Here is a 25,856-nt window from a genome sequence, read left to right on the forward strand (position 1 = left end):
AATGGAAGAGTGAACGAGCCGATACCTGTGATCCGGGACGTGGATCAGGGCACCGCCAGACTGCTTCCCGATGTGGACCGGGACCGGGCCTGGCTGCTCACCGTCGACGGCGCACCCCAGTCGTACGTCGACCTCGACGATCCGGCCCATGTGGAGTTCGAGTACGCGCGACGGCTCGCCCATGTCCTGGACTGCGCGGGGGAGCCGGACGCGCCCCTCGACGTACTCCACCTAGGAGGCGGAGCGCTCACGCTGCCCCGCTATGTCGCCGCGACCCGGCCGGGCTCCCGGCAGATCGTCGCCGAGGCCGACCGCGGCCTCCTCGCCCTGGTCACCGAGCAGCTGCCGGTCCCCGACGGCAGCGGGGTCACCGTGCACGCCACGGACGCCCGCGGTCTGCTGGAGGAGACACCGGCCGGCTCCGTGGACGTGCTGATCGCGGATGTCTTCGGCGGCTCCCGTGTGCCCGCGCACCTCACCTCGGTCGAGTACGCGAGGGCGGCCGGTCGGGCGCTGCGGGACGACGGCGTCTATGCCGCCAACCTCGCCGACAGCACGCCCTTCGGCTTCCTGCGCTCGCAGCTCGCCAACTTCGCGGCCGTCTTCGACGAGCTCGCTGTGATCGCCGAACCGGCGGTGCTGCGCGGCCGGCGCTTCGGGAACGTTGTCCTGGTCGCCTCCCGCAGCCCCTTCGACATTGCGAGCCTGGCCCGCCGCTGCGCGGCCGACGCCTTTCCGGCCCGGGTCGAGCACGGTGCCGCGCTGGACCGGCTCATCGGTGCGGCCAGGCCGGTCGGGGACGCCGACGCGGTACCGTCACCCGAGCCGCCCGACGGCGCCTTCAGCATCGGCTGACGATGCCTTCCCGGCTGCGGCGGACGGCCCTGCGGCCACCGTCACCGTGGCGGCCGTCCGGCGGGTGAGGTTGCGTACGTCGGGTACGAACAGCACGGCCCCCGTGACCAGCACGACCAGCACCGCGCAGCCCCAGAGCGCCTGGCCTCGCCCGACCAGGTCCTCCACCGGACCGGCGACCGCGGTGGCCAGGGGCAGCATCGCCACCGAGCCGAACCAGTCGTACGCCGAGACACGCGACAGCTTCTCCTCCGGGATCTCCTGGTGCATGGCCGTCATCCAGGAGACGCCGAACACCTCGATGGCGACGCCGCTGACGAACATCACCGTGCTGAGCCCGGCCACCGGCAGCGGTACTGCCAGCGCCGCCGAGGGCAGGGCGAGCGGGAAGACGCAGAGCGTCCCGGCGAGCAGCAGTCGCCGGGGCTTCCAGCGCACCATCAGCAGTGCCCCGCACAGCGTGCCGACCCCGAATGCGGCGAGCGCGAAACCCCAGGGGCGGGCGCCGCCGAGCTCGTCCCTGGCGACCAGCGGCCCGTACACCGACTCGGCGGCCCCGACCACCGCCACCACCACCGAGAACTGCGCCACGATGGACCACAGCCAGGGGCGGCCGATGAACTCCTGCCAGCCTTCGCGCAGATCCGAGAGCAGCCCGCCGCCCGGTGCGCGCGACGGGATGTGAGCGACGTCGAGGAAGGCGCGCAGCGCCCCGGCCACCGCGAACGCCGCGGCGTCGACGGCCAGAACCCAGCCCGGGTTCATCGCCGCGATCATGGCGCCACCGAGCGCCGCACCACCGATGGCGGCGCCGTGCATCGACATCCGGAAGAGAGCGAAGGCGCGGCTGGCCTGTTCGCCGCTGACGCTGGACATCAGCATGCCCTCGGCCGCCGGGTTGAAGAAGGCCTGACCGGTGCCGCACGCCGCGGTGAGCACCATCATCTGCCACAGCTTCGGATCGCCGGCCAGGACCAGCCAGGCGAAGGCGGCCTGAGAGACGCAGTTGAGGGCGTTCGCCGCGACCATCACGCGGTGGCGCGGCAGTCGGTCGGCGATGGCACCGCCGATGAGCAGGAAGACGACCAGAGGTGCGGTACGGGCAGCGGCGACCAGGCCGACGTCGCCGCCGTCACCGCCCGACTCCAGAACGGCGAACGCCGCCGCGATCAACGCGCCATGGGTCCCCAGGCCCGTGATGATCGCGGCGGCGGTCAGCAGACTGTAGTTGCGCCCGGCCTAGGCAGGGCGGCGTATGCGGGACGGGGGAACGGAAGCAGGGGTCACCAAGGGACTATCCCTGTCCGGAGCCCGACCTGCCAAATGCGCTGCCCGGGCTGTACGTGCAGCGGATGTGGATCAGGGGCCGATCAGACGTGCATCAGGACTTGGTGATGTCCGTGAGCCGCAAGGTGCTGAGGATCTTCTGGATCGTGGTGTCCGGAAGTTCGCCCTCCACATCCGCTCCGGCGTAGAGGATCCACGAGGAGTACTCACCGTTCTTGTTCTTGAAGGAGAACGCGATCGACTTGCCGTCGCTGTCGCACTTCTTCTTCTTGGTGACGCCGGGCGCGGTGGCCGTGACGACACTTCCGGTGACACCGGACTTGGTGGTGTACGGCTTGGGCTTGCCGATCTTGATGGTGCCCTTCGGCATGTGCTGTGCATAGGCGGCCCACACCCAGTTCGCGGCCTCGTTCGTTGCGGCCTCGTCGGTGCTCTTCGCACCCTGGGCGCCCTTGGTGCCGACCCCGGCCAGGCTCATGTCCTCCTTGGTGCCGTCCTTGTCGGCATCGTCGACGCACCACTTGCTCTTGTAGTACGCCGGCGCGGAGAAGCCGACCGCGGGCGACCCGTCGCCCTTCTTGTCGTCCTCGAAGAAGGAGAACACCCCGGGTGCGGCGACCTCCCAGTCACCGGGCACGTCGAACTGGGTGCCCCACTTGGGGTTGGTGACGACCTTCCAGCCGGCGATGAGGGGCTTGGCGTCCCCGTCGGTGCCGCGCGGGTTCGCCTCGGGCGAGGACGCGCTGTCGGACGGCTTCGGGGAGGACGACGACTTCCCCCCGCCGGCGACGTCCGTACCGCCCTTGTCGTCCTTCTTGTTCATCACCACGACACCGGTGACCACGGCAGCCACGACCACGGCGGTGGCCGCGACGATCGCGACGACGGTCGTCGACTTCTTCTTGCCGTCGCCCGGCTGCGGCGCACCGGGCGGACCGGGAACCGCGTACTGCGGCACGGTCGGCTGCTGGTACGGGTTCGGCTGCGGATATCCCGGCTGCCCCTGCTGCGGATAACCCGGCTGCTGCCCCTGCTGCGGGTAACCGGGCTGGCCCGGCTGCTGATATCCCGGCTGCTGATAGGGATTCGGCTGCTGGTACCCCGGCTGCTGGTACGGGTTCTGACTCTGGTCCTGCGGGTTCTGCTCGCCCCCGGGCGGCTGCTGTCCTGGCCACATGGCGAGTAACGATAGAGGGGCGGCGGCCGGTCGGCTACGGCCGCCCCTGTGAGGGAACGGTCAAGGCGACTGCCACGTGGTCGTCTTGAGGAGAGCGGGGATGGTCAAACGGTTCTACTCGTGAGTAACATTCGGCGCATGAGCGCTGAACAGATGACAGTCGGAGACATGCTCGTCGCCACCGTTCCGATGGCCAGGACCCTCAATCTGGAGTTCCTCGAGACGACCGCGGAGCGTGCGGTCGTCCGCATGCCCGACCAGGCGGACTACCACAACCACGTCGGCGGACCGCATGCCGGAGCGATGTTCACGCTCGCCGAGTCGGCGAGCGGCGCGATCGTCATCGCCGCCTTCGGCGACCAGATGTCCCGCGCCGTACCGCTCGCCGTGAAGGCGGAGATCGGCTACAAGAAGCTGGCGATGGGTGTTGTCACCGCGACCGCGACCCTGGGCCGACCGGTGGCGGACGTGGTCGCCGAACTCGATGAGGGCAAGCGGCCCGAATTCCCCGTCACCATCGAGATCCAGCGCGCGGACGGCGCGGTGACCGGTGAGATGACCGTCGTCTGGACGCTCCGCCCGAACGCCTGAGGACCGCACCGCCCGACCCGGGCCGTCCCGCCCCTGACGAGGGCGCGGGGCGGCCCTTCGTGCTGTCCGGGCAGGTGGTGCGACGGGTAGGCTGCCCGGCGTGCGCCGAGGAGTTGCCCGGCGGGCGACAGCACATCAGTACGGGAGGAATCGGCGTTGCACATCCAGGAGTGGCTGGAGACAGTCCCCGCGGTCAGCGTGTACGTCCTGGTGGGCGTCGTCATCGGTCTGGAGAGCCTGGGTATTCCGCTGCCCGGTGAGATCGTCCTCGTCAGCGCGGCACTGCTGGCCGCCGGGCACAGCGGCATCGACCCGGTGATCCTCGGGGCCTGCGCCTCCGCCGGAGCGATCATCGGGGACTCGATCGGGTACGCGATCGGGCGCAGGGGCGGGCGGCCGCTGCTCGCCTGGCTCGGCGGCAAGTTCCCCAAACACTTCGGTGCGGACCAGATCGCCATGGCGGAACGGTCGTTCCAGAAGTGGGGCATGTGGGCGGTGTTCTTCGGCCGCTTCGTCGCACTGCTGCGCATCTTCGCCGGACCGCTGGCCGGCGTCCTGCGGATGCCGTACTGGAAGTTCCTGATCGCCAATGTGCTCGGCGGCATCGTCTGGGCGGGCGGCACCACGGCCGTCATCTACTCGGTGGGGGTCGTCGCCGAGGCCTGGCTGAAGCGTTTCTCCTGGCTCGGACTGGTGGTCGCGCTGCTGATCGGGCTGACCTCGATGCTGGTCCTCAAGAGCCGCGCCAAGAAGGCGGCGGCGCAGGCCGGGGAGCGCACCGCAGCCGAGGCGGAAACGGTGCCGGCAGCGGACTGAGTCGTCGGCCCGGCTGCTCGGGCCGACGGCTCGTACGGCGCTCAGCCCTGGTGCGCCTGGCGGTGCGCCTTGGCCAGCTCGACGTAGCCCACCGCGTTGAACTTGATGCCCTCGAGCTCCTCCGCGGTCAGCTCGCGCTTGACCTTGGCCGGTACGCCCGCGACGAGTGAACCGGGCGGCACCCGCATCCCCTGCGGGACCAGCGCCTGAGCGGCGATCAGCGAACCGGCGCCGATGTGCGCCCCATTGAGGACCGTGGCCCCCATGCCGACCAGGACGTCGTCCTCGACGGTGCAGCCGTGCAGTACGGCGTTGTGGCCGACCGAGACGCGCTCGCCGACCGTGACGGGGAACCCGGGGTCGGCATGGACGCTGCAGTTGTCCTGGATGTTGCTGTCGGCACCGATGGTGATGGGAGCGCAGTCGGCCCGCAGCACCGCCTGGTACCACGCGCTGGAGCCCGCGGCCATGGTGACCTCGCCGATCACGACGGACGTCGGTGCGGTGAAGGCCGCCACGTCGATGTCCGGTTCGTGGCCGCCCATGCCCGTGATCAACGCCTGCTCTGCCATCGCCCGTTCCTCCGTGCTCCGCTTCGTTCGGCCGCGTGGTCCGGCCGCCGCTGTTCGATCGCCTTTGTTCGATCGAGCCAGGGGAACGGTATGCGACGGCCGTTCCCCCGCCGCGGAGTGGGGTGAACATCACAGGACACCGCGGTGATCGTTCCGGCCGCGCCGACTACCGTGAGCGAGTGCCGAAGAACAGCAACACGTTCTCATCCCTCACCGCCTGGCGGCGCCGTGTCCTGTCCCGCGCCGTCCACCGCGGCTGGCGTGCGATCCAGGAAGCGGGCGCGATCACCGCGCAGCACCCGGGCGGGCTCCGTTTCGGCCGCATCGGCGAGGGGACCCGACTGGCCTTCCCGCAGGGCACCGTCTTCGGTGAGCCGTGGATCGAGCTCGGCGGCCACTGCATCATCGGCGAGCAGGTCACCTTGACCGCCGGACTGATGCCGGACCTGGACCTCGGCTCCGCGCCGATCCTCACCCTGGGGGACGGCGTGGTGCTCGGCCGCGGCAGCCATGTCGTCGCCGACACCACGGTGACCATCGGCTCGAACACGTACTGCGGGCCGTACGTGTACATCACGTCCACCAACCACAGCTACGACGATCCGCACGAGCCGGTCGGCAGACAGTGGCCACGCATGGAGCCGGTCGCGATCGGACCGGGCTGCTGGATCGGCACGGGCGCGGTGATCCTGCCGGGGGCCCGGCTCGGCCGCAACGTGGTGGTCGCGGCAGGCGCGGTGGTACGCGGAGAGGTGCCCGACCGTGCGGTGGTGGCCGGGGCACCGGCACGTGTCGTACGCAGCTGGGACCCGGTGAAGGGCTGGCAGCCGCCTCTGCGCACGCCCGCTCCGGTGCCGATCCCGGCCGATGTCACGCCCGAACAGCTGCTGGCCGTCGCGGAACTCGAGGAAAGGTCCTGAGGGCTGTCCCCTAATCCCCGGTGGATCAGCGCGCGGCGTCGGATGCGGTGCATCGCACAAGGCGAAGGGGCGTCCTCATTCGGGGCGTATTCGGGCGTTCCGGCAACGCGGGGAGATGCCGTAGCTGTCGTCGTGCGCCCGCCAGGGATTTCGGGGACAGCCCTTGGGGCCGGCTTCCTACCCGGTGGCGAGCAGTACGGTCCCCACCAGGGCCAGACCGGCCCCCGCCGCCTGCACCCCGCGCAGCCGTTCGCCCAGGACGCCGCGGGCGGCCAGGGCCGTGACCACCGGATAGAGCGAGGCCAGGACGGCGGCCACGGTGACCGGGCCGTGCTGCGCGGCGATCGAGTAGGTGCCGTTGGCCGCGACATCGGCGAGGCCGACGAACGCCAGGGCGGGCAGCGTGGCCAGCAGTACGGCCGCCCCACCCTCCTCGGGCAGCGCGCGCGCCCCGCGCCGTACCGATACGTACAGTGCTGCGCCGCCGACCGCGATGTTGGTGAGGCGCTGCACGAAGAGCGCCAGGAACAGCCCGGTGACCGTCGTGGACGCCTCCGCGATCAGCGACATCACCGCCCCGAAGCCGAATGCGGCCACCAGCGTCAGCAGCACCGCCTGCCGCTGCACCGGCGCCCCGCGCAGCTCCGGTCCACCGGCCAGCACGATGCCGGCGATGGCGACGCCGACCCCGGCGAACTGCAGCAGCCCGGGCCGCTCGCCGATGACCAGTCCGACACTCACCGGCACCGCGACGCCCAGCGAGCCGAGTGGCGAGACGACCCCCATGGGGCCGAGCGCCAGCGCCTTGTAGAAGCTCAGCATGGCCACCGGGCCGACGGCACCGGCGGCCACGGCGAACCAGAGCTGACCGCCGGCCTCGCTCCAGCCTCCGGTGGCGACCACGATGATGCCCAGCACGACCGCCGCGACGGTCTGCGAGGCGACGACCACGGTGAGCGCGGGCGTACGCCGGGTGAGCAGCCCGCCGCCGAAGTCGGCCAGCCCCCACAGCAGGCTGGTGGCCAGGGCGAACAGTGCTGTCATCGGCATGCCTCGCAGTACAGTGCGGTGAACGGTTGGGTGCACCACACCGTAGTGCAGTATTTTTGACTCTGTCATCCAGAATATTGGACGGAATGTGTCTGACCTCGACCAGCTCACCCAGTCGCTCGCGCGCAACCTCAAGCGCTGGCGCGGTGAACGTGGCTTCACCCTGGATGCCCTCGCCGCGCGCGCGGGGGTCAGTCGCGGCATGATCATCCAGATCGAGCAGGCGCGCACCAATCCGAGTGTCGGCACCACGGTCAAGCTCGCCGACGCCCTGGGCATCAGCATCACCACCCTGCTCGACTACGAACAGGGATCGCATGTCCGGCTGGTTCCCGAGAGCCAGGCGGTGCGCATGTGGTCCACCGAGGCGGGCAGTTCCACCACCCTGCTCGTCGGTACGGAGGCCAGAGGCCCGATCGAACTCTGGTCCTGGCGCCTGATGCCCGGCGACCGCAGCACCTCCGACCCGCACCCCGAAGGCACCGTCGAACTGCTCCACGTCACGGCGGGCGTGCTCACCCTGGAAGTCGACGGCGAGGCCCACTCCGTACCCGCGGGCACCTCCGCCACCTTCGAGGCACACCACCCGCATGCCTACCGCAACGAAGGCTCCGAACCGGCCGAGTTCACGATGGCGGTGTCCATCCCGCCCGTACGCTGAGACGCCCGATCGGCCGCCGTACGGTCGCTGTTAGCGTGGCGCGTATGCGCGCACCCATCGGCACCTTCGAAAATGCCGCCCCCGCCGTCGACCGCATCGACCTCCTCACCCCTCCGGTCGCCGAGGCCGTGCGCGAGGGGTGGGGCGGTGTTCCCGCCGACCGGATCCTCCATGTCGACACGGACCCGGAGATCGCGGACACGGCGGTCTTCGTCGCCCACCACGGCGCCGATCTGCTCGACCGGTCGGCCAACTGCGTCGTGGTGGCCGGCAAGCGCGGCGGCGAGGTCACTCTGGCAGCCTGCGTCGTCCTCTCCCGCACGCGCGTCGATGTGAACGGGGCGGTCCGCAAGCACCTCGGCGCCCGCAAGGCGTCGTTCGCCTCCATGGACACGGCGGTCGGCGAGACCGGCATGGAGTATGGCGGCATCACCCCGATCGGACTCCCGGCCGACTGGCCGCTGCTGCTCGATCCCGCAGTGGTGGACGAGGAGTGGGTACTGATCGGCAGCGGTAGCCGCCGGGGCAAGCTGATCGTCCCGGGGAAGGCGCTCGCGGCGCTGCCGAACGCGGTGCTCGTCGAGGGGCTCGGCGTCACGGTGTGAGCGCCGACGCCCCTGTTCGAACCCGTCGCGGTGCCGAGGCCCGCGCAACACGACGCAGGCAGCGGCAGGCACCGGGAACCGAGGGGGCGTTCGGCCCCGTTACGGCCGCGCCGCCCGGTGGGACGGAAGCCGACGGGTCGCGAAGTCCACCGCGTCGGTGAAGCGGAAGAGCCGCGCCGTCGCCGAGCCCACCGTGCCGGTGTGTACCGCGGTGCCGTCGGCCGTGCGCTCGAACTCCGCTCCGAGCGCGGCGAAGTCGCTGTCGTCCAGCGCGACGTCCTCGTACTCCCACCAGTGGCGCCTGCCTCCGGTGGTCACCACACAGCGGTAGCTGCGGCGGGGCGGGTCGGGCACGCGGTACTCGCCGAGGTGGAACGCGCTGCAGGAGTCGAACCCGGTGCCCAGCAGCAGTACTTGAGCCCGTATGTCATAGAGGCAGGCCAGCGGCGAGTCCTCGCCGAGATGGCAGTCGCGGCGGTGGTGCGCGACGAGCTTCTTGGCCAGGGGGCCCAGCGCGGTGAACGACGTCTGGGGGTGGCCGCTGCGTGCGGCCCCCGGCGTCTGTCGAACGGCCTCCGAGAGGCGGCCCATCGACGGTGCGGCCGACGTCGCCCGGTCGAAGGGCGGCATGCTCGCCCGCACAGCCTCCCGGGCCGGGTCGCTGAGGCCGCGCACCCGCTCCCGGTAGTGCGGGGACGTATCGGAGTTCTCCGGTGTGAACGACGGGACGACCAGGGTGCCGTCCGCTCCGATCGCGTCCCGCAGTGCGCCGATCACTGCTCGTACCCCGCCGCTCACCGTCCCCGTCGCGCGCATCGACGCATGCACCATGAGGACACCACCCCGCACCACACCGAGTTCGGACAGCTCATCGGCCAGCCGGCTTCGGTGGTGGGGAACGGTCAGGACGGCGGACGCACCGGTAACACTCACAGCGGGACATTCTCCCAGCCGCTCGGCATGTGTGACACCCCGCACATTCGGCCGAGACGTGGCACCTCGCTCATCCGTCCAGTCGGAGGATCTCGATCGCCGGGCAATGGTCCATCACCATGTCGAGTCCGGCCGCCCGCGTGCGTTCGTACGCCGCTTCGTCGATCACACCGAGCTGGAACCAGACCGCCTTCGCGCCGAGCGTGACCGCCTCGTCCGCGACGGCGCCCGCCAGTTCGCTGTTGACGAAGACGTCCACGACATCGACCGGGAACGGAATGTCCGCCAGCGAGGCGTACCCGTCCTCGCCATGGACCCGCTCCGCCTTGGGATGCACGGGGACCACGCGCTTGCCGAAGCGCTGGAGGGCCGCGGCGACGCCGTAGGCCGCGCGCGACTCGTTGTTGGACAGTCCCACCACGGCCCAGGTGTCGCCCGTGTGCCGGAGAATCCTGCGGATCGTCTCCGTCTCAGTCCCCACTGCGTCTGCATACATGATTCGGTCAACGGAGAGCGGTCGTGGGCCATTCCCGCCTTGCGCATAGGGTGGCCGGATGCAGGAGCAGTACCGGACGGTCGCCCGAGCGGGCGTGCACGAGACCGAGATCAACCGATCGCGCTTCATCTGCGCGCTCGCCCCCGCCGCCACCGAGCAGGAGGCGCAGGACTTCGTCGCACGCATCCGCAGGGAACACCCGACCGCCACCCACAACTGCTTCGCGTACGTGATCGGCACCGACGCCTCCGTGCAGAAGGCCAGTGACGACGGCGAGCCCGGCGGCACCGCGGGCGTCCCGATGCTGCAGATGCTGATGCGCCGAGAGATGCGGTACGTCGTCGCCGTCGTCACCCGCTACTACGGCGGTGTGAAACTCGGCGCCGGGGGGCTGATCCGGGCTTACGGAGGGGTGGTGGGCGAGGCTCTGGACGAGCTCGGCACGATCACCCGACAGCGGTTCCGGCTCGCCACGATCACCGTCGGCCACCAGCGGGCCGGCAGGCTGGAGAACGATCTGCGCGCCACGGGACTGGCCGTGCGGGAGGTCCGGTACGCGGAGGCGGTGATCATCGAGGTCGGACTGCCGGACTCCGATGTCGAGAGCTTCCGGAGCTGGCTGGCCGATGCGACCGCAGGTGAGGCGCTGCTGGAGCTGGGCGGTGAGGCGTACGGGGACGCCTGATCGCGCCTGGCGGGGTGGGACGGCCGGGCTGCGGGACCCCCGGCGGGCGGAACAGCTGGGCATCGGAACCCAGCTCGATCTCATTCGCTGAACATGTCGGAGGTGGTGCGTGGCGATGCGAGACTGTGGGCTGTGAGGAAGCAGGTTCGTGAGGGATCAGGGGAACAGCGGCGTCAGCGTGGTCGGTGACGTCCGTGCAGTCCCGCGCCGGTCCGGTGCGGCTCCCGGGCACGGCAGGCGCGGACGCTGGGTGCGAAGGAAGCGAAACATGCAGGTCGGAGCCAGGTCTTGAGGATTTTGCACACATCGGACTGGCACCTGGGTCGGTCGTTCCACCGGGCCTCCCTGCTCGAGGCGCAGGCCGACTGTCTCGATCATCTGGTGTCGACTGTGCGCGAACGCGATGTCGACGCCGTCGTGGTGGCGGGTGATGTGTACGACAGGGCCGTGCCGCCGCTGTCCGCCGTCGAGCTCTTCGACCGGGCCCTGCACCGGCTCGCCGCCGTCGGCGTACCCACGGTGATGATCTCCGGGAACCATGACTCGGCCCGCAGGCTCGGCGTGGGCGCCGGTCTGATGGGCCGGGCCGGCATCCATCTGCGGACCGACCCCGCGCAGTGCGCCACCCCCGTCGTCCTGCGGGACGAACACGGCGACGTCGCGTTCTACGGACTTCCCTACCTCGAACCAGCCCTGGTCAAGGATGTGTTCAAAGCAGAGCGGGCCGGACACGAGGCCGTGCTGACCGCCGCCATGGACCGGGTCCGCGCCGATCTCGCGACACGGCCGGACTCCACCCGGTCCGTGGTGCTCGCCCACGCCTTCGTCGCGGGCGGCGCACCCAGCGACAGCGAGCGCGACATCACCGTCGGCGGAGTGGCCGCCGTCCCCGCCGGAGTCTTCGACGGCGTCGACTACACGGCGCTCGGCCACCTGCACGGCAGTCAGGTCGTCACCGATCGGGTCCGCTACTCCGGCTCGCCCCTCGCCTACTCCTTCTCCGAGGTGGACCACCGCAAGACCATGTGGCTGATCGACCTCGACGCCACGGGAGCGATCGCCGCCGAACGGATCGACTTCCCGGTGCCCCGGCCGCTCGCCCGGCTCCGCGGCCGCCTCGACACGCTTCTCGACGACCCCGCGCTGGCTCGGCACGAGGAGGCGTGGGTGGAGGCCACCCTCACCGACCCCGTCCGTCCGGACGAGCCGATGGCCCGTCTCATGACGCGGTTCCCGCACACCCTCAGCCTCGTCCTCGAACCCGAGCGGGCCCCCGAGGACCCGCTCGCCTCGTACGCACAGCGCCTCAAGGGGCGCGACGACCAGCAGATCGCGGAGGACTTCGTGGCGCATGTCCGGGGCGGGCACGGGGCGGACGACCGGGAGCGTACGGTGCTGCGCGGCGCCTTCGACCACGTACGGGTGGACGACGGCGTACGCGAGGTGAACCGTTGAGACTCCACGGACTCGCCCTCACCGCCTTCGGCCCGTTCGGCGCCACCCAGGAAGTCGACTTCGACGCGCTCTCATCTGCCGGACTCTTTCTGCTGCACGGTCCCACCGGCGCCGGGAAGACCTCCGTCCTCGACGCCGTCTGCTATGGGTTGTACGGCGCGGTGCCCGGCGCCCGCCAGAGCCCCGGCACCTCGCTGCGCAGCGACCACGCCCCGGCCGGCCTCCCCACCGAAGTGCGACTGGAACTGACCGTCGGCGGACGGCGCCTGGAGATCACCCGGCGCCCCGCCCAGCCCCGCCCCAAGAAGAAGGGCGACGGCTTCACCACCGAGAAGGCCCAGAGCTGGCTGCGCGAGTACGACCCCGAGAACGGCTGGCAGGCGCTCAGCCGGTCGCATCAGGAGATCGGTGAGGAGATCACCCAGCTCATCGGGATGAGCCGGGACCAGTTCTGCCAGGTGGTCCTTCTGCCGCAGGGCGACTTCGCACGCTTTCTGCGCGCCGACGCCGAAGCACGCGGCAAGCTGCTCGGCAGACTCTTCGACACCCGCCGCTTCGCGGCCGTCGAGGAACGCCTCACCGAACTGCGCCGTACCGCAGAAACCCAGGTCAAGGCCGGCGACGAACAGATTCTCGCGATCGCCCAGCGGATCGCCCAGGCCGCAGGACCGGCGGCCGGCGAGCTGCCCCTGCCGGACGCCCAGCCCGGCGAACCGGGACTGTCCGGCGCCGTACTCGAGTGGTCCGCCGTCGCCCGCAGCGGCGCCCGGGAACGGCTCGACGTCGCTGAGTCCGTCCTGGCCGCGGCCGAGAGCCGACAGGCGGCAGCCCGCCGCGAACTCGACACCGCGCGCGAACTCGCCAGGCTTCAGCAGCGGTACGAGGAGACGCGGCGCCGAGCCACCGAACTCGAAGCCCGTCGCCCCGACCGCGACGGGCACCACGACCGGCTCGAACGCGCCCGCAAAGCAGATCTCGTCGCCCCCGCACTGGAGTTGCGTGACGAAGCGGAGCGGGCCTACCGCGCAGCGAGCGCGGCCCGCGAGCGCGCCCGCGCCCAGCTGCCGGACACCCTCGTCGACGCCGGTGCGGAACAGCTGGCGGCTCTGGAGCGCAGGCTCCGGCAGGAGCTGGGCGGCCTCGACGCCGCGCGTCGGGCCGAGCGGCGCAGCGCGCAGATCGACACCGAGCGGGCCGAACTTGAGCGGCAGGCCCGGGCCGACGACGAACTGATCCTGGAGGCGGAAGGCTGGCTCGCGGGCTGGGAATCCACTCGCCGTGGCCTTCAGGAACACATCGAAGCGGCGCAGGAGTCCGCGACCCGCGCCGAACAGTTGGCGGGCCGGCTGGAACCGGCTCGCCGACAGCTGGAAGCGGCGCGGCGCCGTGATGCGCTCGCGACGGAGACTGGGGCCGCCGCGGACCGGCTGGCCGCGGCCCGGGAGCGCGCGTTCGGCGCCCATGAGAAGTGGCTCGAGCTGCGCGAACGGCGGCTGCGGGACATCGCCGCCGAGCTCGCGGCGCAGCTGGTCGACGGCGAGGCCTGCAAGGTGTGCGGGTCGGGCGACCACCCGAAGCCGGCCCGGGCCGGTGACGGGCATGTCGACAAGGCGGCCGAGGAGGCCGCCCTCGATACGTACCGGCGGGCCGAGCAGGTCCGTACGGAGGCGGACCGGGAGCTCGGAGTCGTACGCGAGAAGCACGCTGCGGCGCGAGCGGCGGCACGGCCGGCGGCGCAGGCGCGGGGCGCGGGTGCGGCAGATGGCGGCGAGGGCCGCATCGCTGGACCGGGCGCCGACGACCTGTCCGGTGACGGTGCCGCCGCTGCCGATGCGGCCCACGTCGTCACGTCACCGGACCCCGACCCCACCGTCGCCGAGCTCGACGCCCTGGTCACCCGGTTGGCGACCGAGCACGCCCAGGCGCACCGCACCGCCGCCGGCACGCACGCCGCACGCGAGGCTCTCGCAGCCGCCGAACGGGAGCAGACCGAGCGGCTCGAAGGGCGCCATTCGGCCGAGCGCCGCGCCGCTGCCCGGACCTCCCGGCGGGAAGGGCTCGACCGCGAACAGTCCGCCCTGGAAGCCGAGTTGGTGACCGCCCGCGGGGAGTCCGGCAGCGTCGCCGCGCACGCCGCCCTGCTGGAGCGCCGGGTCGCCCTGCTCGCTGACGCCGCGGAGGCGGTGCGCGCCGAGGAAGCGGCGGCGCAGCGCAGCAAGGAGGCCGACGGCCGGCTCGCGGACGCCGCGTTCCGGGCCGGTTTCGACACGCCGCAGGCGGCCGCGGCGACCCTGCTCCCGGCTCTCGAGCAGCGTGAACTCCAGCAGCTGATCGACGCCTGGCAGGCCGAGGCCGCCGCCGTCGCCGACCGGCTCGCCGAGGTGGAGACCCGCGCCGCCGCCGAACGCCCGCAGGCCGATCCGGACGCAGCGCAGGCCGCGTACGACGCGGCCGAGCGACAGATGAGGGACGCCGCCGCCACGCTCGCCGCCACCCGGGAACGCTGCATCGAACTCGACCGGCTGTCGCGCCGCGCGACGGACGAGGTGCGCAGGCTGGGCCCGCTGCGCGAGGAGTACGAGCGGGTCGCACGGCTCGCCGGCCTCACCGCCGGAACCTCGGCCGACAACGAACGCAAGATGCGGTTGGAGTCGTACGTGCTCGCCGCCCGGCTCGAACAGGTCGCGGCCGCCGCCACGGCCCGGCTGCAGCGCATGTCGTCGGGCCGCTACACACTGGTCCACTCCGACGCGCGCACCGGAGGTCGCCGGGCCGGCCTCGGGCTGCATGTCGTCGACGCCTGGACCGGCCGCGAGCGTGACACAGCCACGCTCTCCGGCGGCGAGACGTTCTTCGCCTCGCTCGCGCTGGCGCTCGGCCTCGCCGATGTCGTCACCGACGAGGCGGGCGGGGTCCGGCTGGACACCCTCTTCATCGACGAGGGGTTCGGCAGTCTGGACGACCAGACCCTGGACGAGGTGCTCGACGTACTGGACTCGCTGCGTGAGCGGGACCGCAGCGTCGGCATCGTCAGCCATGTCGCCGATCTGCGCCGCCGTATCCCCGCCCAGCTCGAAGTGGTCAAGGAGCGGCACGGATCGGCGGTGCGGCACCGGGCCGGCGGTGCGGTCAGCGGCTGACGGCCCGCCGGGGGAGGGGCGAGGAGTAGACGACACTGGTGGTGACGGAGCCGAGCGCGCCGATCTTCCCCGAGACCCCTTCCAGGTGACTCATCGAGCGGGCGGTGACCTTGAGTACGAAGCAGTCGTCGCCGGTGACATGGTGGGCCTCCACGATTTCGGGCGTGGTGTCGAGGAGATCGTGGAACGGCTTGTAGTTGCCGTTCGGATAGCGCAGCCGCACGAGGGCGAGAATCGGCAGCCCGAGCCGCTCCGGGTCCACCACGGCGGCGTAACCACGGATGATGCCCGCCTCCTCCAGGCGGCGCACCCGCTCCGTCACCGCGCTGGGCGACATGGCGACCTCACGCGCCAGTTCGGCGAAGGTGGCCCGTCCGTCGCGCTGCAGGACATCGAGGATGCGCCAGTCGGTTGCGTCCGTGGAATAGTCGGTCATGCCGACGAGACAACAGGGAATTCCCCGGCGAATCAAGCGCTGTGCCGGGGATCTCCTCTTCCCGCAAAGGATCACCAGTCGTAGATTTTTGGTCATGACTTCGCAGCTCATGGCCTCCGTCGGTAACCCCGTCCTCCGCGTCCCGCCGGCCTCCCCGGCCGCGGCCGCCGCCTACTTCGGCGCCTCGCTCGCCTTCCACGCCGATGTCTCCGACGTCGCCGCCGCGCTCGCGGCCGACGCGGACCCCGGCTTCGTCGTCCTCGACTCCCGGTCCACCGCCTCCTGGGACCAGGGGCACATCCCCGGCGCCGTCCACCTGCCCACCGCGCTCATCGCCGAGCAGGCCCGGGACCTCCTCGACCCGGCCGTGCCCGTGGTCACGTACTGCTGGGGCCCCGGCTGCAACGGCGGCGCCCGCGCCGCGCTGGCCCTCGCCGAACTCGGCTACCAGGTCAAGGAAATGCTCGGCGGATTCGAGTACTGGGCGCGCGAGGGCTTCGAGTTCGAGACCTGGGAAGGGCGCCGGCGGCGCACCGCCGACCCGTTCACCGCACCGGTCGGCTCCGACGACTGCGGCTGCTGAACGGCGCAAGCCATGCGTCCCGACGGGACCGACGACCATCGCCGGTCCCGCCGCCCCGGCGGAAACTGACCTGGGCAGCGGGAGGCAGCGGGCGCAAGCGGGTGGCCGACGGCGGCCGGGCCCATGGCACTGGACCGGGCCCGGCCGCCGTCCCACTGAGTGCGGTCCGGAGTCAGAGCTTCGACAGCTCGTCGACCAGATCGTCCAGACCCAGCGGCCCCTGCGACAGGGCAGCCATGTGCCAGGCCTTGGCGTCGAACGCGTCGCCGCGCGCCTTGCGGGCGTTCTCCCGGCCCAGCAGCCAGGCACGCTCGCCCAGCTTGTAGCCGATGGCCTGGCCCGGCATGGACAGGTAGCGAGTCAGTTCGCTCTCCACGAACTCCGCCGGCCGGCCACTGTGGTTGCCGAAGAACTCCTGGGCCAGCTCGGGCGTCCACCGCTCGCCGGGACGGAAGGGGGAGTCCGACGGGATCTCCAGTTCCGCATGCATGCCGATGTCCACGATCACCCGGCAGGCGCGCATCATCTGCGCGTCCAGGTAGCCGAGGCGGCGCTCGGCGTCGGGCAGGAAGCCCAGCTCGTCCATGAGCCGCTCCGCGTACAGGGCCCAGCCCTCGGCGTTGGCGCTGACCATGCCGATCGACGCCTGGTAGCGGGAGAGACTGTCGGCGACATGCGTCCACTGCGCGATCTGCAGGTGGTGACCGGGCACGCCCTCGTGGTACCAGGTGGAGACCAGGTCGTACACCGGGAAGCGGGTCTCGCCCATGGTGGGCAGCCAGGTGCGGCCGGGACGCGAGAAGTCCTCGGAGGGGCCGGTGTAGTAGGGAGCCGCGGCGCCGCCGGGCGGTGCAATCCGGGACTCTACCTTCCGTACCCGCTCGGCGAGTTCGAAGTGCGTACCGTCGAGTGCTTCTATGGCCTCGTCCATCAGGCCCTGCAGCCACGCCTGGACCTCGTCGACACCCTCGATGTGCTTGCCGTGCACGTCGAGGTGGGCCAGCGCCTCCCAGGGACCCGCGCCCGGCAGTACCTTCTCGGCCTCGGTCTTCATCTCGGCGAGCAGCCGGTGGTACTCGGACCAGCCGTACGCGTACGCCTCGTCGAGGTCCAGATCGGTGCCGTTGAAATAGCGCGACCAGCGGGCGTACCGCTCGCGGCCCACCGTGTCGGGCGCACCCTCGATCTCGGGGGCGTACACATCGCGCATCCAGTCGCGCAGCGCCACCAAGGACGTCGTGGCCTGCCGGGCGGCGTCGTCCAGATCGGCGCGCAGCGCGTCCGGGCCCGGAGCGACGAAGCTCTGGAAGAACCCCGTCCCGTTGTCGCCGATCCACTCCGTCAGCTGGCCGACAAAGGTGGTGGTGGCCCGCGGGCCGCCGTACAGCTTCCGTTCCAGACCCAGCGCGAGGGAGGTGCGGTACCCCTCCAGGGCCGCGGGAACCGCGCGCAGCCGCTCCACGATCGCGGCCCAGTCCTCGTCGGTCTCGGTCGGCGTCACCGTCAGCACCTCGCGGACGCTGTGCGCCGGGGAGTGCAGATTGGAGACGGCGCGCAAGCTCTCATCGGCCTCATGGACGGCGAGTTCCGCCGTCAGCCGCTCGCGCAGCAGGCGGCCGCAGCGGCGCTCGGCATCGCTGTCCGCGCCCGGCAGCTGCTCGGCCGCGTCGAGTTTCACCAGGGTGGTGCGGGCCAGCTCGGCAAGAGCTTCCTGCCCGGCGGGGGAGAAGTCGGGCAGGCGGCTGGAGCTTGCCTCGACGCCGAGGTAGGTGCCTGCGATCGGGTCGAGTTCGATGAATGCGTCGACGTAGTCGTCGGCGACCTGGCGGGGCAGTGCGCTGTGCGTAGTCTCTGACATGCGAATATCCTCGTACGGGCAGGGGGCCTGCGTCACTAGCAATCGGCCTCGACGGCCTGTCGCAGATGTGACATTCCCGGTGACCGGACTTGATCGTTCGGCCGCGATGGCCGGTCCCGGCCGTTCGACGAGGTGGCCGGGCCGGTCATTCGGTCTCCGCGACCCGTCCGGCCGCTGCGGCCGACGGAGGCAGCAGCGGCCCGCACTCCCACTGCTGGAATATCAGCCGGGTCTCCACCCGGGCCACCTCACGCCGCGAGGTGAACTCGTCCAGCACCAGCCGCTGCAGATCCGCGGTGTCCGCGACTGCCACATGGACCAGGTAGTCGTCGGGGCCGGTCAGATGGAAAAGTGCACGGGACTCCGGCAGGGCCCTGATCCGTTCGACGAACGGGCCGATGAGCTCCCTGCGGTGCGGGCGGACCTGTACCGAGAGGAGCGCCTCCAGACCGCGGCCGAGCCGAGCCGGGTCGAGACGGAGCTGATGGCCGAGAATCACCCCCGAGCGTCGCAGCCGGGTCACCCGGTCCAGGCAGGTCGACGGCGCGACGCCGACCTCCGTGGCCAGCTCACGGTAGGTGGTCCGGGCATCGTTCTGCAGGAGCCGCAGAATGTGCAGGTCCACCGGGTCCAGAACGACAGATTCGGTCATTCGCCGAACGTAGCACGACACTTCACCGCGATGGTCCGGCGACTGTTCAGAGTGGTGTCATGGACACCGAAGCCTCGATGCGGCCCTTGACGACACCCCGGTCCAGGGCGCTGGCCACCGAAGCAGTGCACGCCGGACGCGACGACCTCGCTGCACTCGGCCTGCACGCCCCGCCGATCGATCTGTCCACCACCTACCCCTCGTACGACTCCAGGGGAGAGGCGGAACGGATCGACACCTTCGCCACCACCGGCGCCAGGCTCGACGGGCCGCCCGTCTACGCCCGGCTCGACAACCCGACCACGGCCCGATTCGAGACGGCACTCGCCCGGCTCGAAGGGACCGCGAGCGCCGTGTCGTTCGCCAGCGGAATGGCGGCGCTCACCGCCGTCCTGCTGGCCCGCGCGAGCATGGGGCTGCGCCATGTGGTCGCCGTCCGCCCGCTCTACGGCTGCAGCGACCATCTCCTCGGCGCCGGACTGCTGGGCACCGAAGTCACCTGGACCGATCCGGCGGGCATCGCGGGAGCCATCCGTCCGGACACAGGTCTGGTGATGGTCGAGACGCCGGCGAACCCGACGCTCGCCGAGGTCGACATCCGGGCGCTCGCGCACTCCTGCGGCTCGGTGCCGCTGCTCGTCGACAACACCTTCGCCACCCCCGTCCTGCAACGGCCCGTCGAGCACGGGGCCAGGATCGTCCTGCACAGCGCCACCAAGTACCTGGGCGGGCACGGCGATGTGATGGGCGGGGTCGTCGCCTGCGACGAGGAGTTCGCGGCCCGCCTGCGTCAGGTCCGCTTCGCCACCGGCGGGGTGCTGCACCCCATGGCCGGGTATCTGCTGCTGCGCGGGCTCTCCACCCTGCCGGTGCGGGTCCGGGCCGCTTCCACGAGCGCCGCCGAACTGTCCCGTCGGCTGACTGCCGACCCACGCATTGCCCGGGTCCACTACCCGAAGGTGGGCGGAGCGATGGTCTCGTTCGAGGTGTACGGGGATCCGCACCGGGTGATCTCCGCGGTACGGCTCATCACGCCGGCGGTCAGCCTCGGCAGTGTCGACAGCCTGATCCAGCATCCGGCCTCCATCAGCCACCGCATTGTGGATGAGGGAGACCGGCAGGCCGCGGGTGTCGGCGACCGGCTGCTGCGCATGTCGGTCGGTCTGGAGGACGTCGAGGACCTGTGGGCCGACCTGTGTCAGGCGCTCAGCGACCCGCCTGCTCGTACGGCGGCAGCGACCGTACCGGTGTCGCTTCCAGCCGGGCGGTGATGACGAGCGTGCCTTCCTCGATCTGGTAGTCGAGAGGCAGCGCGAGGGCCCGCATCGCGGCGACCATGCCGGTGTTGGACGCCTGGGTGACCGCGTAGACGCTCTCGCAGCCGGCCTCGATGGCGAGCGTCACCAGGCGGCCCAGCAACTCGGAGCCGATGCCGCGGCGCTGCCACTCGTCCTCGACGAGGAGGGCGACCTCGGTCTCGTCACCGTCCCAGAGGAGGTGGCCGAGGGCGACGAGCCGGCCGGAGGCCGTCTGAACAGCCAGGGTGCGGCCGAACCGGGGGCTGAGCAGGTGGTCCAGATAGCGGTCGGCGTCACGGACCGGGCCGTGGTACCGCAGCCGCAGTGTCTGATCGGAGCAGCGGTCGTGCATGGCGCGGGCGGCTGCCACGTCGCTCTGGTCCGCGCGGCGCACGGTGATCTCGTTGCCCTCGGGGAGCGTGAGCACGTGCTCGCTGCGCGGGACGCGGGGGCCGAGCCGCGCGTCGAGCTCGACCAGGGCACGGGCCCGGGCGAACTCGGTCGGCGTGAACGGCAGATAGGGCCGTTCGATCGTGATCGCACCGCCGGACGGGTCACGCAGCCGCATCACGGTCTCCTCCAGCACCCCCTCGACCGGCGCGGTCTCGCCGGTGGCGCGGCCACTGAGTGAGACGGCCGGGGTCGAGTGGATGGTGCAGCGGCCGAGCAGCTGACGCAGGGCGAGGGGGAGTTCGGCCGCATCCAGGGCTGTGCGCGTGGCGAGGCCCAGAATGCGCGTCGGAGCATCCACCAGATCGTGCGCGTCGGCACGCTCGATCCAGGTGGAGCTGCCGCCCGCGGCGGAAATGGCCCGGCTCAGCTGCTGCGCCTGGAGCGTGGCCGGGGCACGCAGCAGGAACTCGTCGACCGTGCCCTCGGCCAGCGGGTGCGTCTGCAGGGTGAGGATGTCGACCCGGTGCCGGGCGAGCGCGATGCACAGCGCGGCCAGGCTGCCGGGGGTGTCGCGGACAGTGGTACGCATCCGCCACAGCACCGTTTCCCCGGGGGAGAGGGCAGGGCCTGCGGCGGCGGGCGCAGTCACCGGAGCGACGGCGCCGGTAGTGGTGCCGGTACGTGTGGCGGCGGCGAGGCGGTCGGCGGAAAGGCCCGGGTCCGAGCTGTCGTGGTCGGCACCCAGGCCGTCGGCGGTCGGCGGCGGCGCGTGACTGTGCCGCCGTGCCCACCATGTGTGGAACGTGGCCGTTGCAGTCAGCGCCACGGCCGAGGCGACCAGCAGGTACGGCCCGTCCGGCTGGTGCCCGATCAGGTTGGCGATCGCGTCGGCCACCGCGACCGCGATGAACAGGGCGGCCAGTTCGATCAGGTCCCGCCGCCAGTGGTGGGGGCGGCGGGCACTCTTCGCGGATGTCACATCAGTCATGGCTCCACTGTGACGGAGCGGTGTTGCCTGATCACGAACGCCTTGTGACTGATGGGTTAAGTATGGATCTAGTCCCCTATCGCCGGTTTTTGGCGGGTTAACGTCTTGAGTGATTGCGGTTGTGGCGGTGCGTGCGCGGGTTGCGGCAGCTTGTGAACCGTTCGCAGCGGGTGCGGGCAGCGAGTGGCGTGGTGGGGCGGGCCGATTCGGGGCCTGTCCGGTCACGGCGATGCGCGCCCGGTTACAGCGAGGCGAATCCGGTTACGGGACGATGTCCACGGCCGTCGCCCCCGCACCCTGCTCCCAGGCGGCCTGCAGCCGCACCGCGTGGCGCACCGACTGCGACGATCCGCCGCGCGCGGCCAGTGTGGAGAGCCCCGCTATCGGCCCGGCCCCTACCCCACCGCAGCGCTCCGTGCATTCGGCGGCCACGGACAGCAGGACGCTCAGCCCGTGCGGTGCCTTTTCGTATGCCAGCAGCGCGGGCAGTACGGCGGCCAGCACGGAGAGCACCGTCCTGTATGCGCCGGTGGCGGCGGCCGTACGAGCGGACTCCGCAAGCCGATTGGGCTTCACCCGGTCACGGCCGACGAGAGCCGCCAGCTCCCTGCCGAGCAGTGCCGCGTCCAGCCTGCCCTGGGCGGCGAGCACCAGCAGGGCATCCACTGCCGACAGCCGGTCCTCGGGATGGCGGGCCCCCAACCCGTACGCCAGGGCCAGATGGATGGCCTCGGCGGCCGGGCCGCCGAGTTCGACGAGCCCAGGCAGCGGCCGGGCCGCACCCCGCAGTTCCTCGGTCGCACAGGCCGTGATGACGGGGAGAAGCCAGGTGGCCACTGTCTCGCCGTCCTCGGGCAGAGTGGCGAACCAGGACTCGGGCTGCTCACCCCCGTGGTAGCAGTGGCGGCGGTCCGGCAGGTGCGGACTGCCCAGCCAGTGGAAAGGACGCGGGAACTCCTGCTGGATGACCGGCCGTTCCTCTGCGGCCAGCAGGACGCGCCGTGCTCCGGCAGTCGATCGCTGCAACCAGCTGCGGGACGGGGCCTGTTCGGTCTCCTGATGGCGCCGGAACACGGGCGCGTCCGGTTCGTCCGCTTTCAGCCAGGCGGCCAGCCGGTTGCCCTGCACGGTGCCGAGCAGGGCGGCCGCCGCGGCTGCCTCGCGCTGACCACTGCGCCGTACGCGCAACAGCGCCTGGGCGAAGTCGGCGGCCCCGGGTTCGATGCCGAACCGCTGATACGTACGCAGTCGCTCAACCAGTTCTGCAGGGTCCACCGAGCCGGTGTGCCACGTCGGCGTGGCCAGCAGAAACGGCGACCTGCCGATCAGCACGGAGTAGGCGGCCTCCCAGAGCCGTGCCCGGAGCACCTCGTCGAACGCGGCGTGCACACAGGTTGCCGTCCCGGTGCGGACGGCGCGCCCGTCATGCACTGCCCGCACCGACACTCTGCCCAGCAGTACGGCAACGACGAGTTCGATGCCCGCCTCCCTGGTGAGCCGGCGCTCGACGCCGGACAGCATGTCGTCGTCGAGCCACCACTGACCCGCCAGCGCCTCGCGCAAAGCCTCCGCCAACGCCGACCGGTCCGTGTGGGCATGGCGGACCAGCCCGTCCAGAGCCCGTTCGAAAGCGGTGACCTCACGCGATCCGGATCTCACCAGTGCCACCACCTCCTCGACGAGCTCGGCCAACGTCTCCGGTGCCGGTTCGAGGCGACGCGGGGCAGGTGCGGGTGGCAGCAGCTCCATGTACGGCTCCGTCTGCGGCCTGGCGACGAGCAGATCCCCGAACACCTCGGCCGCCACGGTCCGGTGCGCCAGGCCCAACGCCCCTGCGGACAGGGCGAGTTCCTCGCGGAGCGGGTCACCGGGAGCAGGTGCGTACCGAGCCACCAGCTTCAGTGCCCGCTCCTGGATGCCGATGTCCTCGTGCCCGAAGGCCTCGGTGACGACCGGCAGCAGCTCCTCGGCCGTCGAAGCGTCGCGGCGCAGCGCCTTACCGAGCAGCACGAGCTGGGCCCGGACCAGCTTCTTCTCGGTACGGAACAGCACCGAACCCGAGACGTCCGCCAGAGCCCGCGTGGTCAGCTTTCCGCGCTCGTCCAGCCGGGCAAGCACCTCCTGCGCGTGGCCCGCGACAGTGGAGATGCCCTCGGCCGCCATCCCGATCCAGTCGGCGACCCGCTCGGCCTCCTCCCGCTCGGTGAGTGCGAGGCGCCGCAACACGTCCAGGAAGAACCGCAGGTCGCCGGGTTTCCCGCCACGAAGCAGCCGGGTCACACAGCTGTCGACGAGCACGGAGCGCTCCAGGAGCCCCTCTTCCACCAAAGTGGCCAGGGCGGTGGGCCAGTGGTCGGCGGAGTGGGAGTCCGGATCGCCGTACCAGATCACCTGCGGGGGCAGTTCCGTCGTCTCGAATAGCCGGGGCACCAGCACCGTGAGATGCGGATCGGTGCGCAGAATGTCGATCAGCGGACGCCGACTCCTGTGCTGCCACTGTGCGGTGGAGATCGTCTCCGCCCAGCCCAGCACGAAGCCCTCCGTGGCGGGCACCGGGCACTGTGCCAACTTCGCCAGTTCGGAGACGAACCGGTAGTCGATCCGGGAGGCCGTGGGCCGCGCTGCCAGCCGATGGGCGAGGTCGCCCAGCCAGGCAGGATCGCGGTCCGCGAGAGCTTCCAGCACCAGTGGGTACGGGGATCGCGTCCAGTCGCGCAGCTCCCGGCCGCCGATCCAGGTGGCGCAGCCCGCAGCGCCACTGTGACAGCCCGCACCCGCGATCAGCAGGGCCTTTTGAATCTTGTCTCGTTCACGCCAACCCCAGCTCCGCGCCTCCTTGCGGAGCGCCTTCAACTCCGCCAGCGCCAGCCTTCGCTTCGCGCGGTCCAGCGGTGCAAGGAGCGCAGGGACGTCTTCCTTGCGCCCTTCCCGTACGGCGGTGAGCAACTCCTTCATCGCGCACTCCCGGCAGCCGGCGCACCCCGGCGGACCATCCGGACAGCCAGCGCGTGCTTGCACGGGCCCCGCCGCCCCCGGTAGTCCGCCCACCACTGGCAGGTACAGCTCAGCACTCCGCCCCTCTCCCGCACTTGATAGCGGCGTTCCCCCGAGGCCACGGCCGCCAGTTCCCCGTCGAGCGCGACCGCGCCCGAACCTGCCAGCTGCCGGGCGGCGACCAGGCGCGGATTGTGCCGCTCGGCCCGGTCGGCGTCGTACGGCAGTTCCCGATGGAAGTACGCCGCGTCCGCGAGGTCGTATCCCACCCGGCCGGCTGTGCTGAGCCGGGTGAGCGCGGCCCGTACCCGCTCCACGGCCAGACCCGACTGCTCAGCCAAGTCGGCCGGTTCGATCCGCGGCTCCCAGGCCAGCAGCACGGACACCAGCTCGGCGTCGGCTGCCGCGTCGCCGGTGGCCAGCGCGTCGAGCACGCCGCCCTCACCGGAGAAGCCGCGTGAGGCATCCGGCGACAGTGTCAGCGTGAGCCGCATCCCCGGCAGCACCACCTCCCAGGCGCTCGCAGCCGCCGCACCGTCCGTCACCGGCCCGTACACCCGCAATGCCGTCGCGTGACGCAGCACTCGCTGCAGCGCCGCGAGCCGCTCGGGACCGGGCAGGCACACCGCACCTGCCGTGGGCCGGGTGGTCGGCCGCAGGCTCTTCCCGGCGGGAACCACCCACTGGGCGCCCCGCGACGCGTTGCCCGACGAGCGGGGCAGCGACCGCAGGAACGTCACCGCCTCCACGGCGGACAGCTCGGCCCGCAGATCGAAACCGGCCGAGGCCACCTGCGACTCGGCGAACCCACGCAGCCACCGGTCGGGCAGCGGCACCTTCTTCTCCACGACCGGGCCGTCCGGCGTGGTGACCGCCATCTCGTGCGGGCCGACTCGCAGATGCAGCGGATCGTCCCCGGCTACCCGCGACAGCGCTTCCCTCAGCGGATTGTTGACATCCACATTTGTCGTGCCGTGACCCGTCTCGGCCCCGTCCAGCCCGTCCTGCAGCACGTCGAGGCGCGCATAGACCCCGCAGCAGCCGGAGAACGACTCGAAGCGCAGCCGGTCGCCGTTCCCCGTCACCACCGGGTCGAGCGAAGTGGCCAGGGTCCGCCGGTAGTAGCGTGCCGACGCCACGTCCGCCACGGCCAGCAGGCCGCGGGCGGCGATCCTCGGCGAGGCGAGAAAGCCGGCGAAGAACCGGGGATGGGGCTCGGCGCCGCGCGGAGTGAGACCGCCGGATGTCTCCAGGCCGAGCAGCTGCCCGGCCTGGGACGACTCCAGGGCGGAAGGGCGGGAGTAGGCCAATGCCTGTACTGATCGGGTCATGCAAAAACCGTAGAACCCGCCACTGACAATCGGCCCGGGACAGCTGCCCGGGGCCTCCGCCCGCGCCGGTCAGCGGCGCA

General features: G+C 71.4%; 23 protein-coding genes. 11 read left to right on the forward strand and 12 right to left on the reverse strand.

Annotated elements, in window-relative coordinates:
* Positions 1-9 precede the first annotated feature (9 nt).
* The gene (locus ACWCP8_RS25900) at positions 10-855 is read left to right on the forward strand and encodes a spermidine synthase (protein ID WP_352268998.1); all 846 of its coding nucleotides are present in this window, start codon (positions 10-12) and stop codon (positions 853-855) included.
* On the opposite strand, the gene ACWCP8_RS25905 is transcribed toward ACWCP8_RS25900, so the two are convergent.
* On the reverse strand, positions 817-2,076 hold the full coding sequence (locus ACWCP8_RS25905; protein ID WP_451118515.1) for an MFS transporter: 1,260 nt from the start codon (positions 2,074-2,076) through the stop codon (positions 817-819). The two genes, ACWCP8_RS25900 and ACWCP8_RS25905, sit on opposite strands and share 39 nt — an antisense overlap.
* Positions 2,077-2,236: 160 nt before the next feature.
* Positions 2,237-3,319, reverse strand: coding sequence for a hypothetical protein (locus ACWCP8_RS25910; protein WP_352268999.1), 1,083 nt, complete (start codon positions 3,317-3,319; stop codon positions 2,237-2,239).
* Positions 3,320-3,472: 153 nt separating this feature from the next.
* Between ACWCP8_RS25910 and ACWCP8_RS25915 the strand changes: the two genes are divergently transcribed.
* Together ACWCP8_RS25915 and ACWCP8_RS25920 are read left to right on the forward strand one after the other, a co-directional pair.
* Positions 3,473-3,910: a DUF4442 domain-containing protein gene (locus ACWCP8_RS25915; protein ID WP_030976335.1), complete on the forward strand. Its 438-nt coding sequence runs from the start codon at positions 3,473-3,475 to the stop codon at positions 3,908-3,910.
* 156 nt (positions 3,911-4,066) lie between these two features.
* A complete protein-coding gene (locus ACWCP8_RS25920; protein WP_352269000.1) occupies positions 4,067-4,726 on the forward strand; it encodes a DedA family protein in 660 nt (219 codons plus the stop codon).
* Positions 4,727-4,767: 41 nt separating this feature from the next.
* On the opposite strand, the gene ACWCP8_RS25925 is transcribed toward ACWCP8_RS25920, so the two are convergent.
* A complete protein-coding gene (locus ACWCP8_RS25925) occupies positions 4,768-5,298 on the reverse strand; it encodes a gamma carbonic anhydrase family protein (protein WP_352269002.1) in 531 nt (176 codons plus the stop codon).
* Positions 5,299-5,477: 179 nt separating this feature from the next.
* Between ACWCP8_RS25925 and ACWCP8_RS25930 the strand changes: the two genes are divergently transcribed.
* The gene (locus ACWCP8_RS25930) at positions 5,478-6,218 is read left to right on the forward strand and encodes an acyltransferase (RefSeq protein ID WP_352269003.1); all 741 of its coding nucleotides are present in this window, start codon (positions 5,478-5,480) and stop codon (positions 6,216-6,218) included.
* Between the two features lie 177 nt (positions 6,219-6,395).
* On the opposite strand, the gene ACWCP8_RS25935 is transcribed toward ACWCP8_RS25930, so the two are convergent.
* Positions 6,396-7,262, reverse strand: a complete 867-nt coding sequence (locus tag ACWCP8_RS25935; protein ID WP_352269100.1) for a DMT family transporter — start codon at positions 7,260-7,262, stop codon at positions 6,396-6,398.
* A gap of 94 nt (positions 7,263-7,356) precedes the next feature.
* Here ACWCP8_RS25935 and ACWCP8_RS25940 point away from each other — a divergent pair, with 94 nt between their 5' ends.
* Together ACWCP8_RS25940 and ACWCP8_RS25945 are read left to right on the forward strand one after the other, a co-directional pair.
* The gene (locus ACWCP8_RS25940) at positions 7,357-7,929 is read left to right on the forward strand and encodes a helix-turn-helix domain-containing protein (RefSeq protein ID WP_352269004.1); all 573 of its coding nucleotides are present in this window, start codon (positions 7,357-7,359) and stop codon (positions 7,927-7,929) included.
* A 44-nt stretch (positions 7,930-7,973) separates the two neighbouring features.
* A complete protein-coding gene (locus ACWCP8_RS25945; protein WP_352269005.1) occupies positions 7,974-8,534 on the forward strand; it encodes a YbaK/EbsC family protein in 561 nt (186 codons plus the stop codon).
* 99 nt (positions 8,535-8,633) lie between these two features.
* Here the strand turns inward: ACWCP8_RS25945 and ACWCP8_RS25950 are convergent, their stop codons facing one another.
* Positions 8,634-9,467: an aminoglycoside N(3)-acetyltransferase gene (locus ACWCP8_RS25950; RefSeq protein WP_451118445.1), complete on the reverse strand. Its 834-nt coding sequence runs from the start codon at positions 9,465-9,467 to the stop codon at positions 8,634-8,636.
* Between the two features lie 70 nt (positions 9,468-9,537).
* Entirely contained in the window at positions 9,538-9,963 is a 426-nt protein-coding gene (locus ACWCP8_RS25955; RefSeq protein WP_352269006.1) for a CoA-binding protein, read from the reverse strand.
* Positions 9,964-10,021: 58 nt separating this feature from the next.
* On the opposite strand from ACWCP8_RS25955, the gene ACWCP8_RS25960 reads away from it, so the two are divergent.
* From ACWCP8_RS25960 to ACWCP8_RS25970, 3 genes are all read left to right on the forward strand, one after another.
* Positions 10,022-10,648 carry a YigZ family protein gene (locus ACWCP8_RS25960; protein ID WP_352269007.1) on the forward strand — a complete coding sequence of 209 codons (627 nt, stop codon included), beginning with the start codon at positions 10,022-10,024 and terminating at the stop codon, positions 10,646-10,648.
* Positions 10,649-10,936: 288 nt separating this feature from the next.
* On the forward strand, positions 10,937-12,103 hold the full coding sequence (locus ACWCP8_RS25965; protein ID WP_352269008.1) for an exonuclease SbcCD subunit D: 1,167 nt from the start codon (positions 10,937-10,939) through the stop codon (positions 12,101-12,103).
* Positions 12,100-15,243 (forward strand): AAA family ATPase, encoded by a 3,144-nt coding sequence (locus ACWCP8_RS25970; protein ID WP_451118447.1) that lies wholly within the window; start codon positions 12,100-12,102, stop codon positions 15,241-15,243. Before ACWCP8_RS25965 ends, ACWCP8_RS25970 begins: the two co-directional genes overlap by 4 nt.
* Here the strand turns inward: ACWCP8_RS25970 and ACWCP8_RS25975 are convergent.
* Positions 15,233-15,679 carry an Lrp/AsnC family transcriptional regulator gene (locus ACWCP8_RS25975; protein WP_352269011.1) on the reverse strand — a complete coding sequence of 149 codons (447 nt, stop codon included), beginning with the start codon at positions 15,677-15,679 and terminating at the stop codon, positions 15,233-15,235. The two genes, ACWCP8_RS25970 and ACWCP8_RS25975, sit on opposite strands and share 11 nt — an antisense overlap.
* A gap of 94 nt (positions 15,680-15,773) precedes the next feature.
* Between ACWCP8_RS25975 and ACWCP8_RS25980 the strand changes: the two genes are divergently transcribed.
* Positions 15,774-16,262, forward strand: coding sequence for a rhodanese-like domain-containing protein (locus ACWCP8_RS25980; protein ID WP_352269012.1), 489 nt, complete (start codon positions 15,774-15,776; stop codon positions 16,260-16,262).
* A gap of 172 nt (positions 16,263-16,434) precedes the next feature.
* On the opposite strand, the gene ACWCP8_RS25985 is transcribed toward ACWCP8_RS25980, so the two are convergent.
* Positions 16,435-18,120, reverse strand: coding sequence for a DUF885 domain-containing protein (locus tag ACWCP8_RS25985; RefSeq protein ID WP_355998123.1), 1,686 nt, complete (start codon positions 18,118-18,120; stop codon positions 16,435-16,437).
* Positions 18,121-18,265: 145 nt separating this feature from the next.
* Complete coding sequence (locus ACWCP8_RS25990; protein WP_451118450.1) at positions 18,266-18,772, reverse strand: Lrp/AsnC family transcriptional regulator; 507 nt, start codon at positions 18,770-18,772, stop codon at positions 18,266-18,268.
* A gap of 59 nt (positions 18,773-18,831) precedes the next feature.
* Between ACWCP8_RS25990 and ACWCP8_RS25995 the strand changes: the two genes are divergently transcribed.
* A complete protein-coding gene (locus tag ACWCP8_RS25995; RefSeq protein WP_352269016.1) occupies positions 18,832-20,043 on the forward strand; it encodes a trans-sulfuration enzyme family protein in 1,212 nt (403 codons plus the stop codon).
* Here ACWCP8_RS25995 and ACWCP8_RS26000 read toward each other — a convergent pair.
* The 3 genes from ACWCP8_RS26000 to ACWCP8_RS26010 form a co-directional block, all read right to left on the reverse strand.
* Positions 19,979-21,451: a GNAT family N-acetyltransferase gene (locus tag ACWCP8_RS26000; protein ID WP_451118453.1), complete on the reverse strand. Its 1,473-nt coding sequence runs from the start codon at positions 21,449-21,451 to the stop codon at positions 19,979-19,981. The genes ACWCP8_RS25995 and ACWCP8_RS26000 overlap by 65 nt on opposite strands.
* Positions 21,452-21,712: 261 nt before the next feature.
* Complete coding sequence (locus ACWCP8_RS26005; RefSeq protein ID WP_451118455.1) at positions 21,713-24,406, reverse strand: DUF6493 family protein; 2,694 nt, start codon at positions 24,404-24,406, stop codon at positions 21,713-21,715.
* Complete coding sequence (locus tag ACWCP8_RS26010) at positions 24,403-25,776, reverse strand: SWIM zinc finger family protein (RefSeq protein ID WP_451118457.1); 1,374 nt, start codon at positions 25,774-25,776, stop codon at positions 24,403-24,405. Before ACWCP8_RS26010 ends, ACWCP8_RS26005 begins: the two co-directional genes overlap by 4 nt.
* Between the last annotated feature and the right edge of the window lie 80 nt (positions 25,777-25,856).

The sequence above is a fragment of the Streptomyces sp. NPDC002206 genome, assembly GCF_053593595.1.